Annotated in this window: 12 protein-coding genes; 9 read left to right on the top strand and 3 right to left on the bottom strand. The window is 30.3% G+C overall.

Going from position 1 to position 13,241, the window contains the following annotated elements:
• The 4 genes from H0I30_RS10810 to H0I30_RS10825 are packed head-to-tail and all read left to right on the top strand — an operon-like array spanning position 1 to position 2,532.
• The gene (locus H0I30_RS10810; RefSeq protein ID WP_218771873.1) at positions 1-1,275 is read left to right on the top strand and encodes a beta-ketoacyl synthase; all 1,275 of its coding nucleotides are present in this window, start codon (positions 1-3) and stop codon (positions 1,273-1,275) included.
• Position 1,276: 1 nt separating this feature from the next.
• Positions 1,277-1,528, top strand: a complete 252-nt coding sequence (locus tag H0I30_RS10815; protein WP_218771874.1) for an acyl carrier protein — start codon at positions 1,277-1,279, stop codon at positions 1,526-1,528.
• Positions 1,521-2,093: a 4'-phosphopantetheinyl transferase superfamily protein gene (locus H0I30_RS10820; protein WP_218771875.1), complete on the top strand. Its 573-nt coding sequence runs from the start codon at positions 1,521-1,523 to the stop codon at positions 2,091-2,093. The genes H0I30_RS10815 and H0I30_RS10820 overlap by 8 nt, the downstream gene beginning before the upstream one ends.
• Positions 2,083-2,532: a 3-oxoacyl-ACP synthase gene (locus H0I30_RS10825; RefSeq protein ID WP_218771876.1), complete on the top strand. Its 450-nt coding sequence runs from the start codon at positions 2,083-2,085 to the stop codon at positions 2,530-2,532. Before H0I30_RS10820 ends, H0I30_RS10825 begins: the two co-directional genes overlap by 11 nt.
• A gap of 185 nt (positions 2,533-2,717) precedes the next feature.
• On the opposite strand, the gene H0I30_RS10830 is transcribed toward H0I30_RS10825, so the two are convergent.
• The 3 genes from H0I30_RS10830 to H0I30_RS10840 form a co-directional block, all read right to left on the bottom strand.
• Positions 2,718-3,650 carry an ABC transporter ATP-binding protein gene (locus H0I30_RS10830; RefSeq protein ID WP_218771877.1) on the bottom strand — a complete coding sequence of 311 codons (933 nt, stop codon included), beginning with the start codon at positions 3,648-3,650 and terminating at the stop codon, positions 2,718-2,720.
• Between the two features lie 244 nt (positions 3,651-3,894).
• On the bottom strand, positions 3,895-4,242 hold the full coding sequence (locus H0I30_RS10835; protein ID WP_218771878.1) for a HopJ type III effector protein: 348 nt from the start codon (positions 4,240-4,242) through the stop codon (positions 3,895-3,897).
• 4 nt (positions 4,243-4,246) lie between these two features.
• Complete coding sequence (locus H0I30_RS10840) at positions 4,247-5,998, bottom strand: M28 family peptidase (protein ID WP_218771879.1); 1,752 nt, start codon at positions 5,996-5,998, stop codon at positions 4,247-4,249.
• A 156-nt stretch (positions 5,999-6,154) separates the two neighbouring features.
• On the opposite strand from H0I30_RS10840, the gene aspS reads away from it, so the two are divergent.
• The 5 genes from aspS to H0I30_RS10865 all read left to right on the top strand — a co-directional run bounded on the left by aspS (position 6,155) and on the right by H0I30_RS10865 (position 13,237).
• Positions 6,155-7,909 (top strand): aspartate--tRNA ligase, encoded by a 1,755-nt coding sequence (aspS, locus tag H0I30_RS10845; protein WP_218771880.1) that lies wholly within the window; start codon positions 6,155-6,157, stop codon positions 7,907-7,909.
• A 135-nt stretch (positions 7,910-8,044) separates the two neighbouring features.
• On the top strand, positions 8,045-8,599 hold the full coding sequence (locus H0I30_RS10850; protein ID WP_218771881.1) for a hypothetical protein: 555 nt from the start codon (positions 8,045-8,047) through the stop codon (positions 8,597-8,599).
• Positions 8,571-9,392 carry a tetratricopeptide repeat protein gene (locus H0I30_RS10855; protein WP_218771882.1) on the top strand — a complete coding sequence of 274 codons (822 nt, stop codon included), beginning with the start codon at positions 8,571-8,573 and terminating at the stop codon, positions 9,390-9,392. The genes H0I30_RS10850 and H0I30_RS10855 overlap by 29 nt, the downstream gene beginning before the upstream one ends.
• Positions 9,393-9,531: 139 nt before the next feature.
• Complete coding sequence (locus tag H0I30_RS10860) at positions 9,532-12,012, top strand: DUF2339 domain-containing protein (RefSeq protein WP_218771883.1); 2,481 nt, start codon at positions 9,532-9,534, stop codon at positions 12,010-12,012.
• On the top strand, positions 11,999-13,237 hold the full coding sequence (locus tag H0I30_RS10865) for a hypothetical protein (protein WP_218771884.1): 1,239 nt from the start codon (positions 11,999-12,001) through the stop codon (positions 13,235-13,237). The genes H0I30_RS10860 and H0I30_RS10865 overlap by 14 nt, the downstream gene beginning before the upstream one ends.
• The last annotated feature ends 4 nt before the right edge of the window (positions 13,238-13,241 follow it).

Genomic DNA, 13,241 nt, shown 5'->3' on the forward strand with positions numbered 1-13,241 from the left:
ATGAAAAATAGAGTTGTAATTACAGGTTTAGGAGTTGTTGCACCCAATGGAGTTGGTTTGCAAGAATTCTCGAGCGCAATAAAAAAGGGAAAATCTGGAATTACATTTCATCAACATTTAAAAGACAAGGGTTTTTCTTGTTGTATTGGTGGAATTCCTACAGTTTCTGAAGAAAAAAAAGCAACATATTTAACAGCTTTGCAATTACGCGGCTTTAATAGTACTTCTATTTTATATGGATGTATGGCAGGAATTGATGCTTGGAAAGATGCTGGTTTTTCTGTGGATGAAAACTCAAATTTAGATTATGATTCGGGTTTAATTTTCGGAACAGGAACATCGGGAATTGAAAAATTTAGAGAAGCAATCTATAAAATTGATGATCAGAAAGTAAGGAGATTAGGAAGTACTTCTGTGGTACAAACAATGGCAAGTGGAATTTCTGCATATTTAGGCGGAATTCTTGGTTTAGGAAATCAGGTTACTACAAATTCGTCTGCGTGTACAACAGGCACAGAGGCTTTGTTATTGGGTTTTGAGCGCATTAAAAACGGAAAAGCAAAACGAATGTTGGTTGGTAGTTCAAGTGATAGTAGTTTGTATACTTGGGGCGGATTTGATGCAATGCGAGTAATGTCTTACAAGCATAATGAAACGCCAGAAAAAGGTTCGAGACCAATGAGTGAAACTGCAGCAGGTTTTGTGCCAGGAAGTGGAGCAGGAGCCTTGGTTTTAGAATCTTTAGAAAGTGCTTTAGCGAGAAATGCAACCATTTATGCAGAAGTTTTAGGCGGAAATATAAATTCTGGCGGACAACGAAATGGCGGAACTTTAACAGCCCCAAATGCCGAAGCTGTTCAGAAATGTATTACGGATGCTTTGTTAGATTCGAATACAGCATCTGATAAAATTGATGTTATAAACGGTCATTTAACAGCAACATCAAAAGATAGTTTAGAAATAGAAAACTGGAGCAAAGCTTTACAAAGAAAAGGAACTGAGTTTCCTTATATAAATTCTTTAAAGTCGATGGTTGGTCATTGTTTAGCGGCTTCTGGTGCAATAGAAATTGTAGCAGCTGTTTTGCAAATTAAGGAACAATTTGTGTTTCCTAATATTAATTGCGAAGATGTACATCCAGAAATTTCAACACTTATTTCTAAAGAAAAAATACCAACAAAAATTATATATAAAGATATAAATATACTCGCAAAAGCAAGTTTTGGTTTTGGTGATGTAAACGCTTGTGCTATCTTTAAAAAATATTCAAAATAAAATGAAAAAAGAAGAAATTATAGTAAAGTTAACAACGATTGTAAAGCCTTATGTTCAAAATGAAAAAGGCTTTAAGAATATTAATGAAAACACCGATTTTATTAAGGATTTAGAAATAAATTCGGCAAATTTGGTAGATATTATTTTAGATGTAGAAGATGAGTTTAATATTGAAATAGATAACGATTCTATGGAAAAAATGCTTTCTGTAAAAGAAACCGTTGTAATTATTCAAACAAAAATGAATGCATAATATTGGCAATGATATTGTTGATTTAGGCTTAGCTAAAATTCAAAGTAACTGGCAACGAAAAGGTTTTTTAGAGAAGCAATTTACCCAAAAAGAGCAAGGTGAAATTTTAGCCTCTGAAAATCCGTTTTTAAAAGTTTGGGTGTTTTGGAGCATGAAAGAAGCCGCCTATAAATGTTATACACAAAAGGTTAAAAAACGTTTTTTTGCTCCCAAAAAATTTCAATGTACACTAACTTCAAAAGAAGAAGGTATTGTTGTTTTTGAAGGCATAAAATATTATACAACTATTTTTTTAAACACTTTTTATATTCATACAATTGCTGATGAATTAAAGAATGGAGGTAAAATTACATCAGCTATTTGTTTACCAAACACAGTAAATAATGTGATCAGAAAAACACTTGAAAAGAAAACATCATATTTATTTAAAGAGATAGAAAAAAGAAAAACAGTTGTTGGTGCTCCTTTGTATTTTTACAAAGAAAAATTACTTACTAATTCATGTTCAATTTCTCATCATGGAAATTACGAAGCATATGCATTTACCTTAAAAAATGAATATTAAACACCAACTTTTTATACAATGTGAAGCGTTTGTAAATAAACGCTTACAAACGGTAGAAGAAATAATTTCATCTAACCAAAACGCATTACAATCAGAAACCAAAAGTTCGGCAGGAGATAAACATGAAACAGGTAGAGCAATGTTGCAGTTAGAGATGGAAAAAGCGAGCCAACAGCTTAGCGGAATCATAAAAATGAGAGAAATTCTTTCTAAAATTAATATTGGAAAAATTTCTGAAACTGCACATTTAGGTAGTGTAGTTAAAACAAATAAAGCATTTTTTTTTATAAGTATTAGCGCTGGACAACTTATAATTAAGGGTAAAACTTATTTTGCTATTTCGGTTTCTTCACCAATAGGAGCCATGTTACTAGGTAAAAAAGTAGGAGATATTTTTATATTTAACAAGGTTGAACAAAAAATAAAAGAAATTTTTTAGAAATAAAGTAGGGTAAAATAAAACTTACTTGTTTTTAATATAGGAAAGGTTGCTATCCCTTCATAGAAAAAGAAGTATTACAATACACTTTTATCTTTTTTTAGATAAGAGTGTATTTTTTAGCCAAATTAAAAACATATTAAAATAGTTGAGTAATAATTAATTAAGAGATAGTTATTATTGGTTTAAGCAGTTTCATTAAATTCTAATGAAACTGCTTTTTTTATTTCAATAGATTTTGAATGGTTTAAAAAAATAGTTTGCAGGTTATATTCAGCTTCAATAAGCCAACAATAACCTTTAAAATAAGTCTTCAGAACTATAGCTTTAAATTCCGATTTTTCAACAATTTTTATTTGATGTGGATATAATAATACTTTTTTATTATTGACGAGAACTTCATTTACATCATCAAATAAAGTGGCTACATATTTTAACTTAGGGTTTTTATATAAGTTCACTGGTATATCATTCGCAATTATTTGATGGTCTTTAATAACAATCATTTTATCAGCAAACGAAAGCGCTTCATTGCCATCGTGAGTGGCTATAATACAAGCAATATTTTTGTCCTTTAGGTAGGTAAATAAGTTTCTACTAAGCGAATTCTTTTTAAAATTATCTATTTGTCCGAAAGGCTCATCTAGTAACAATAATTCAGGTTCTTTAGCTAAGGCACGAGCAATTGCCACGCGTTGTTGTTGCCCTCCGCTTAAGTTTTTAATCTTTATATTGGCAAACCCTGTCATTTCTATTACCTCTAATAACTCATTTGTTCTTTGCTTTGCTTCTTCGGGATAAAAACGAGATAGAAATTTTTTAATGTTTTCACTTACGGAAGTATATGGCATTAAATCGAAATCTTGCGCAACGTATTTAAAAATATCGATACCGGGAACTAAATAATGTGCAGGTCCTAAGATTTGAAAATCATTCCAATAGATGTCTCCTTTGTCAAGATCTAACAAGCCGTAAATGACTTTTAATAAAGTTGATTTTCCGCAACCACTTTTTCCCATTATACATACATGTTCTCCTTTTTGCAAAGAGAAATTAATGTTTGTAAGGGTTGTTTTTTCTTTAGTATAAGAAAACGAAATATTGTTTACTTGTAGCATACTTGCAAAAATATGTTTTTATGATTTGTTGCGTTAGCGATTGAACGGTTTGTTTGAGCTCTTTTTTGAAGAATGAAAAAAAAGCGAGTAGTAAAAGCGCGACCATTTATGGTAACGCCCAACTTCTTGTTATAATTTTATGTAAGGAAATCAGAATAGCCAAGGTTTTAACACTCGCTTCTCTCATAAAAAAGCCAGAGAGCTCAAGCAAATATTACAATTAGGGCTATGCTTATTTAATGAATTAAATTTTCTCCACTAAGGTTTCATTATCAAAAATCAATCCCTCAAAACCAGTATTCATAAAGTTTCTAATATTTTGATGATCACTACCATTCGGATTCTCTAGAACATCAATAAAGTAATATTGTGCAAAAGAAGCTAGTGTTTCTTCTTTGGTTAACTGTTGTTTTAAAGCAAAAGAAAACACTTTACACGAACCTAAATTTTCTGCGCTACTGTTTTGTAAATCTCCATTTTTAAATGCAGATGGTGTAAAAACATAGTTCTCTTCAATAACGCTAATAGTTTCTGAAAAATTAATATCTTTTGGAGTATTTCTTAATTTATTTTTAAAATTATTTATAGTCATTGTTCTAATTTTCTAACGTTTTAAGTGAGTCCTTTTTACCCAGCTCTCTTATAACCTTTAAAGACATTGAATCAATTAATTTTTGAGATTTTTTAATTTCCTTTTTAAAAGTTGTACTATCTTTTACAATATCTATTGTCGTTAATGCCGTTTTAGAATACCAATTATTCCATGCAGAGATAATCGCTATTTGAGTTTCTAAAGAATCTCCTTTACTCAAGGAAATTTCACTTTGATATTGCTCTTCTTTAAGTCTAGAAATAGCCACTTTTTCGATATTCATTAAAATTGATTTAGCGGTTTTTTTATCAGCATTTAATAATGTAAAAGCAGATGTTAACGAAGTAACACCTACATTTTTTAAAGTAGTTTTAGCTACTTTATCTATTCTGTCATTATCAGTATGGTAAAACTGATCTGTAAAATGCCAAAATAAAACACTCGGAATATCTGCCTTTAAAAACGGAACATGATCACTTCCTCCTTCAAAAGGATTTGTACTAACTACCCAATTTGCGCGTTTACCTTGCTCTTTAAATTTATCAATTAAAAAATCATTTAAATAATGAGGTTTCATTTCACTTAATTTCATTTTTCTACCTCCCCATTCTGTATGCTTGTCTTTTCCGCGTGTCCAAATAGCACTTGGATCTGGCATTTTTTCTATTAAAAAAGTACCTCCCGTTTTTTTGGTGTCTTCTCCAACCATGTCTAATGAAATTCCCCACTTTATATCTTTAGCTCTAATGCTATCTTCTTTAACATATCGGTTTGTAGAAATAATTTCATCACCCCATAAAAAAGTTAATGTTCTGTTTGGTGAAAATCGCTTCTCTTTTATAAATTTCGCAGTAAGAGTTGCCATTTCTAAAGCCACTCCTACTCCTGTTGCATTATCATTTGCACCAGGTTCTTGTATGTGAGCACTAAAAACCAAACGCTCTTTAGGTAATTTAGCTCCTTTTACATCTGCAATAATTGTTAATTCTTCTGACGGATAAATGTTCGTTTCTATATTCACATTTAAAACAACTTTCCCTTTTAATAACTTCGCTTTCAATTTCTCTTTAGCTTCATAAGACATTGCAATTGCCCATGCTTTTATATCTTCATTTAAAGGAATAGCTCTAAACTGAATTGATGTTTTATTTTTTTTAGGCTGTAAATATTTCGGATTGCTATAAGTAATCAAACCTACTGCTCCGCCTTCTACAATAGTTTGTTTATAGATTCTACTAGGGCTTGTTTCTGCAAAAACAATTTTACCTTTAATATTTAAAGTTTTCAGTTTCTGTATATCTTTCACATAAACTACTTCGGTAGTAACACCTTCCTTGGGCGTACTGTACGAATTTAAAGCAATCATGTTTCTATTGGTACTATGTTGTAACAAAGGAGTTTCTTCACCAACTATTTTCACCTCAGCATTAACAGATTCCCATGTTGGTTTTTCAAGCGGTCTTTTTTCAATTCTGTAAGTTAAAAAATCCGTACTCGTAGCAACATCTTCTTTTACAAACCCTGATTTCTCAAGCTCATCTGCAATTCTGTACACGCTTTTATTAAAACCTGTATTACCCACAACTCTCCAATATTTTTCAACAAACGAAGTTGTTTCGAAAGCTAAATCTCCTGTAAATTCTTTATTAAGAACATCAAAATAATTTGAAGAATTTAAAACTTGAATCTCTTTTTCCTTCTTACAACTAACAAAAGTTACAACAAGTACTGTTACTAAAAGTATATTTTTAAACATGGCGGTTATTTGAAGTTTAAAAGTACTATTTTTTTATGTTGAGAAACATATTTAACTATAAAGTTATAAAGCTAGTCATTTAGTGTTCATTTTTATTCTAACTACTTTTAATCCTCCTTTTTATTTACGTAATTTTGCACTTTTAAAATTCAAGAAATGTACAGAACGCAAACTTGTGGCGAATTAAGAGCCTCACACATAAATACTGAAGTTACCTTATCTGGTTGGGTACAAAAATCTCGTGATAAAGGTTTTATGATTTGGGTAGATTTACGTGATCGTTACGGAATTACACAGTTAATTTTTGACGAAGCGCGTACATCTAAAGATTTAATGGAAAAAGCCAAAACTTTAGGACGTGAATTTGTTGTTCAAGTTACCGGTACTGTTATCGAACGAGAATCGAAAAATAAAAATATTCCTACTGGTGAGGTTGAATTATTAGTAACTAGTTTAGAAATATTAAACGAAGCTAAGACTCCGCCTTTTACTATTGAAGATAAAACGGATGGTGGTGAAGATATCAGAATGAAATATCGTTATTTAGATATTCGTCGTAATCCTGTAAAAGATAGTTTGATCTTTAGATCGAAAGTATCAATGGAAGTACGTAAATATTTATCTGACCAAGAGTTTATAGAAGTAGAAACGCCTTATTTAATCAAGTCAACTCCAGAAGGAGCACGTGATTTCTTAGTGCCTTCACGTATGAATGCAGGTCAGTTTTACGCATTACCACAATCTCCTCAAACATTCAAACAACTATTAATGGTTGGTGGAATGGATAAATACTTTCAGATTGTAAAATGTTTTAGAGATGAAGATTTACGTGCCGATCGTCAGCCAGAATTCACACAAATTGACTGTGAAATGGCTTTTGTAGATCAAGAAGATATTTTAAATATTTTTGAAGGATTAACACGTCATTTATTAAAAGAAATCAACAATGTTGAAGTAGATAAGTTCCCTAGAATGTTGTTTGATGACGCCATGCGTTTATATGGAAATGACAAACCAGATATCCGTTTCGGAATGGAGTTTGGAGAATTAAACGATGTTGCACAACAAAAAGAATTTAAAGTATTTAACGATGCTGAGCTAGTTGTAGGAATTGCAGTTCCTGGGGGAGCAAAATATACAAGAAAAGAAATAGATAAATTAATAGATTGGGTACGTCGTCCACAAGTTGGTGCTTTAGGAATGGTGTATGTTAAATGTAACGAAGATGGTACTTTTAAATCATCTGTAGATAAATTTTACGACCAAGAAGATTTAGCAAAATGGGCAGAAAAAACTGGCGCAAAAGCTGGTGATTTAATCTGTATTTTATCAGGAAACACTACAAAAGTACGTGCACAATTATCTGCTTTACGTATGGAAATGGCAGAACGTTTAGGTTTAAGAGACCCGAAGGTATTTGCTCCGTTATGGGTAATTGATTTCCCTTTATTAGAGTTAGACGAAGAAACTGGCAATTACCACGCAATGCACCACCCGTTTACCTCACCAAAACCAGGTCAGTTAGAATTATTAGATACCAATCCTGGCGATGTAAAAGCAAATGCTTACGATTTAGTGTTAAACGGAAATGAAATTGGTGGAGGTTCTATCAGAATTCATGATAAAGAAACACAAGCTATTATGTTTAAGCATTTAGGTTTTACAGAAGCTGAAGCTAAAGAACAATTTGGTTTCTTAATGGATGCTTTTGAATATGGTGCGCCACCACACGGTGGTTTAGCTTTCGGATTAGATAGATTGGTTGCTATTTTAGGCGGACAAGAAACAATTCGTGATTTTATTGCATTCCCTAAAAACAACTCTGGTCGTGATGTAATGATTGATGCTCCGGCTGCTTTAAACGATGCGCAATTATCAGAATTAAGTATAAAATTAGATTTAAAAGAATAAACGTTATTACGAGGAAAACTGACGAAGTAATCTGTTTATAAATTAAGAGATTGCTTCATTATCATTCGCAATAACAGAAAACATATAAAATCCCGTTCTAAATTTAGAACGGGATTTTTTTATTACTTTTAAATCATGAAAAAAAAGAAAATTCTAAAAATTGTTTTAATAGTTATTACTACTATTTTAGTTCTTATTGGTTCGCTACTTCTCTTCGGCTACTTTTATATTAACCAAGCATACGATACCGAAAACAAACCTTTTAAACATTATGTTGGCTATATCGACCAAAGTAAAGCACTTTTAAACGATAAACACCAACTATGTAATGATGGTGGTATTTATCACACCTATAGTAGTGCAAGTTTAAAAGCTTACAAAGGCTCTAAAAAGCAATTTAGAGATGCAGTAAACACGCAGTTTAACACAAATAATTATACAGAATCTGGTTATTTAAATTATCGGTTTTTAGTAAACTGTGAAGGAAATGCTGGTTGGTTTGAAATTATTGAAATGGATTTAGATTTAAAAGAAAAATCTCTAAATCCTAAAATGGTAGATGAGTTATTGACCTTTACCTCAAAACCAGCAAATTGGAATGTTATTTCTTATGATAACACACCGCAAAATTATTACATGTACATATCTTATAGAATAGAAAATGGAAAAGTTACTCAAATTATCCCTTAGCCTTATATTTATTATTAGTTTTCTGTCTTGTAAAAATGAAGAAAGCAAAAGAACTTTAGCTAAAAAAAGATATAAAAAAGCCGTGTTTTTTACACAAGGTTCAACACCTTTTCAAAACGGAATTGTAGAAGCCTTAAAAATAGATCCTACATACGAACAAGGTATCTATGAGTTATCAGTTGCGCATTTAAAAAGAGGAATGCCAAATAAATGGAAACCGCAATACGACAAGGCTTTAAAACTAGATTCTGTAAACCGAATTCCTTGGCGTGGATACTTGTATTTATGGTTTTATAGAGACTACAAAAAAGCAATTGCAGATTTTGATAAGAGCGATATTTTAACACCTAATTTTATTGATGCTCCGCAAGGTTTAAGTGTAGATTGTTGGCGAGGAATTGCTTATTTAGGCTTAAACGACTATAAAAAAGCTATTTTTTATTTTGATAAATATATCGATAAAGAAATTGAAGATTTTAGTGAAAGCTCTGTAGATGTTACAGCCTTTTTATACAAAGGTATCGCATATCTCGAGTTAGAAAACTATACAGAAGCACAACTTTGCTTTGATCGTGTTATTAAAAACTCGTACGGTTTTAGCGCTGATGCAAAATACTACAAAGCCTTTATATTTAAAGAACAAGGTGAAATTGAAAAAGCGACTAAGCTGCTAGATGCTGCTATAAAAGATTTTAATGACGGCTACTATAATCAAAGACCCTATGTAGAAGCTTTACGTCAATTATATTTAGGCGATTATGAAGAGTTGCAAAAATTCCTACCTAACAAATAAACTATAAACTGAATATTTTTAATGATTAATTTCCAATAGAAGTTCTATGTATTAAAGTTACTTTTTCATTTTAATTATTACAACAATCGGTATCATTTTAAAAGTTTACATTTGATATTGAAATTCAAAAAGAGATTCTATGGAAGGTTTTTTATTTATAACACTCATTTTATGTTTCTATTTTCTTAACAGAAATATAAACAGCAAGTTTAAAGAACAAAACCTAACTATTGAAGATTTAAAAAACCGACTTCGTTTTCTTCAAAATGAAATTCTTTCAAAAAGAACAGCTTCCGAAACAAAAGAAACAGTTGTTGTAGCCAAAGAACCTGTAAAGAATGAACCTATTAAAGTAGTAAAAGCTACTACTATTGTCCCTGAAAAAAGCATCGAAAAAACAATACAACCAGTTCCTGTTGTTGATACTTCAAAAAAAACAGCATCAACAATAACTCAAAAACAAGTTGTAAAGCAGAAAATTAAAACAGTTCCAAAAAAATCTTGGTTAAAATCATTTAAGGAGAAAAATCCTGATTTAGAAAAGTTTATAGGTGAAAACTTAATTAATAAACTCGGAATCTTAATTTTAGTATTGGGAATTAGTTTCTTCGTTAAATATGCTATTGATAAAGATTGGATAAACGAACCGGCAAGAGTTGGTATTGGTATTTTATGCGGTTCGCTTGTTATGGCTATTGCTCATAAACTAAAGAAAAATTACGCCTCTTTTAGCTCGGTTTTAGTAGCCGGAGCAATTAGTATCTTTTATTTTATTATTTATATTGCGTTTAACGAATACCAACTATTTAGTCAAACCGTTGCTTTTAGTATAATGGCAGTGATTACTGCCTTTAGTAGTTTAGTTTCTGTTTCTTACAACCGTCAAGAACTAGCTGTTTTATCATTAATTGGTGGATTTGCGGCACCTTTTATGGTGAGTACTGGTGAAGGTAATTACATTATATTGTTCACTTATATTGCCATTTTAAACATTGGTATATTAGGGATTTCTTATTTTAAAAAATGGAAAGTTTCTACCATTTTAGCCTACATTTTTACTACCATATTATTTACTAGCTGGTGCGCCTTAAAAATAGGAGAACCATCATTTTCACATACAGGTGCTTTAAATTTTGCAACTATTTTTTATTTTATATTTAGTATTACCATTGTTTTAAACAACCTTAAAAATAAAGGCGTTTTCTCTGCTATAGAATATCTTATTTTGGTTGCGAATACGTTTGTATTTTTCGGAACGGGAATGTTAATACTAAATGATTTAGACTCTAATCTTACTGGATTATTTACATTGTTATTAGCGGTTTATAATTTAGGCTATGCCACAGTTTTATATAAAAAATTCGGATTAGATAAAAACGCAATATATCTCTTAATTGGCTTAGCGCTTACTTTTGTTACACTTACAATACCAATTCAATTTGAAGGAAATCATATTACCTTATTTTGGGCTGCAGAAGCGGTGTTGTTATTTTGGTTGTCTCAAAAATCGAAAATTAATTCTTTTAAAATAGGTGCCGTAATTGTACAAACGCTAACGCTTTTTAGTTTATTAATAGATTGGGATCGTTATGGTTCATCCGAAGAATTATCAGTGGTCTTTAATCCGTTATTTATTGCTGGTTTTACGGTAAGTGTTTCGTTGTTTTTAACGTATTGGTTATTACAAAAAGAAAAGGAAGTTGTTGCTAAAGTTTTTGTACTGAATATTAATTTTTACAAAAAATTGGTTTTAATACTTGCCATTCTTGTAAGTTATTTTACTGGGATTTTAGAAGTCTTTTATCAAGCAGATCAATTTTTAGAAAACACTTTTTCAGTGTTATCTTTCCCACTAGTTTATCATTTTGTTTTTGTGGCTGTCTTATTATACTTAACGGCAATGTTCAAAAACAAAGTATTTTCGAAGTTCGTATTATTAATAAGTAGTTTTTCTATCTTATTTTATATTCTTTCATTTTATAAGTTTTCGGCAAACGAAATGGCTCAAAATTTTATAGGTAACACCAATACTAAATATGCTTTTTACTTTCATTATATTGTTTTAGCGTGTTTGGTTTATTTCGGATATCAACTATTTAAAAAAACACCATTTCTTTTTAATATTAATGCAACGAAAAGTAAATGGTTACCATGGTTATTTACTTTTGCGATTGTTTATGTGTTAAGTAATGAAATAATGACCCACGGTTTATATATTTCTAATACGATTGATACAGTTGAGTTAGCCGAAAAATTTCCCAATACTGAAGATAATCAATATTTAAAAAGCAATTTTGTAAACACCCAAGTACAAGAAACTAAAGCACAAATTATAAAAATAGGATATCCGATACTCTGGGGTGTTTTCTCTTTTATATTTTTAATTATAGGAATACGAAGACAATGGAAAACATTGCGAGTAATTGCACTTTCGTTATTGGGTTTAACGATTGTTAAATTGTTTATGTACGATATTAAAAACGTATCAGAAACCGGAAAAATAATTGCTTTTATTTTATTAGGAATTTTAATACTAGTGATTTCTTTTGTGTATCAAAAAATTAAAAAATTAGTAGTTGATGAAACCTCAGAAAAAGAAGACAACAATGAAAAAATATAGTTTATTAGCAGCCTTATTTATTGCAATTACTGGTTTTAGCCAAAGCTACAAAGGATCTTTAGATACAATTAAAGAAGATGGTTTACATAAGATAATGCTATCTCAAAAGATACGTGCTTCAAGTAATGATAATTTTAATTTTTTACGAATTAAAGATGCTGAAAAAAATGAGGTTCCGTATGTTTTAATTTATAATAACGACAGGAATTTTTCTGCTTTTAAAACGATTAAAATAGCTTCTAAAAAAGTAATTAAAGATTCTGTTACTTCTATTATTATAAAAAATGAAAGTGGTAAAAAGCAAGATTATATTATATTCAAAATAGCAAATACTAAAATCAGAAAAAGCTATAATGTGTATGGTAGTGATAACGGCAAAGATTGGTTTGGTTTGGTTTCAGACAAAAAACTATCGTATATAAATATTCCTAGTAAAACGACATCCGGAAAAGTGTTTTTAGAAAAAACGATAGATTTCCCGCTAAACACCTATGCTTTTTTACGTATTAACTTTAACGATAAAAACTCATTACCTATCAATATTTTAGAAGCTGGTGTTTATGAAAGTAAGTTTTTTACACAAGCACCTTTAGAGGTTTTTAACTACAAACAAAAAACGGTTACTTTAAAAGATAAAAAGGTAACTCAACTTAAATTTTCGTCAGAAAATGCGCATAAAATAAATACTATTTCGTTTAATATTACTACTGATTTTTTTCTGCGCAACGCAAAGGTTATCGTAAAGAGAACTCGTAAAATTAAAAAACGTTTTGAAACTTATGATCAGGTAATTGCTAGATTTCAATTGAACTCTAAAAACAAAAATACGTTTGTTCTTAACAATTTAAATGAAAAAGAATTTAGTATCGAAATCGAAAACAAAGACAATCCGCCTTTGGCGATAGAAAACGTACAATTATTACAAAAACCAGTATACGTAATCGCTAATTTAAAGCAGCAAGAAAAATACACCATAGTAATTGATACTATACTTATTAAACCTTCGTACGACCTAGGTAATTTTATATCTAACAAAACAATTGCCTTAAAAGAAGTAAGCGTTTTAAACTTCTCGAAAGTTAAACAAGAAGCAATAAAAATAAAAACCACTCCTTTTTGGGAAACTAAAATTTTTATGTGGCTTTGTATTGTTTTTGGTGGATTCTTAGTTGTTTATTTTGCCTTTGGTTTGATAAAAGATATCAGCACTCAAGAAAAGTCGTAATTTA

This window comes from Tenacibaculum sp. AHE14PA, from assembly GCF_019278465.1.
GTDB lineage: Bacteria > Bacteroidota > Bacteroidia > Flavobacteriales > Flavobacteriaceae > Polaribacter > Polaribacter bernardetii.

Bases quoted from the DNA above. Each gene is read 5' to 3' on its own strand.
- H0I30_RS10835 (WP_218771878.1), bottom strand. From the start codon at position 4,242: ATGACTATAAATAATTTTAAAAATAAATTAAGAAATACTCCAAAAGAT.
- H0I30_RS10820 (WP_218771875.1), top strand. From the start codon at position 1,521: ATGCATAATATTGGCAATGATATTGTTGATTTAGGCTTAGCTAAAATT.
- H0I30_RS10865 (WP_218771884.1), top strand. From the start codon at position 11,999: ATGAAAAAATATAGTTTATTAGCAGCCTTATTTATTGCAATTACTGGT.
- H0I30_RS10810 (WP_218771873.1), top strand. From the start codon at position 1: ATGAAAAATAGAGTTGTAATTACAGGTTTAGGAGTTGTTGCACCCAAT.
- H0I30_RS10815 (WP_218771874.1), top strand. From the start codon at position 1,277: ATGAAAAAAGAAGAAATTATAGTAAAGTTAACAACGATTGTAAAGCCT.
- H0I30_RS10860 (WP_218771883.1), top strand. From the start codon at position 9,532: ATGGAAGGTTTTTTATTTATAACACTCATTTTATGTTTCTATTTTCTT.
- H0I30_RS10830 (WP_218771877.1), bottom strand. From the start codon at position 3,650: ATGCTACAAGTAAACAATATTTCGTTTTCTTATACTAAAGAAAAAACA.
- H0I30_RS10855 (WP_218771882.1), top strand. From the start codon at position 8,571: ATGGAAAAGTTACTCAAATTATCCCTTAGCCTTATATTTATTATTAGT.
- H0I30_RS10840 (WP_218771879.1), bottom strand. From the start codon at position 5,998: ATGTTTAAAAATATACTTTTAGTAACAGTACTTGTTGTAACTTTTGTT.
- H0I30_RS10850 (WP_218771881.1), top strand. From the start codon at position 8,045: ATGAAAAAAAAGAAAATTCTAAAAATTGTTTTAATAGTTATTACTACT.
- aspS (WP_218771880.1), top strand. From the start codon at position 6,155: ATGTACAGAACGCAAACTTGTGGCGAATTAAGAGCCTCACACATAAAT.
- H0I30_RS10825 (WP_218771876.1), top strand. From the start codon at position 2,083: ATGAATATTAAACACCAACTTTTTATACAATGTGAAGCGTTTGTAAAT.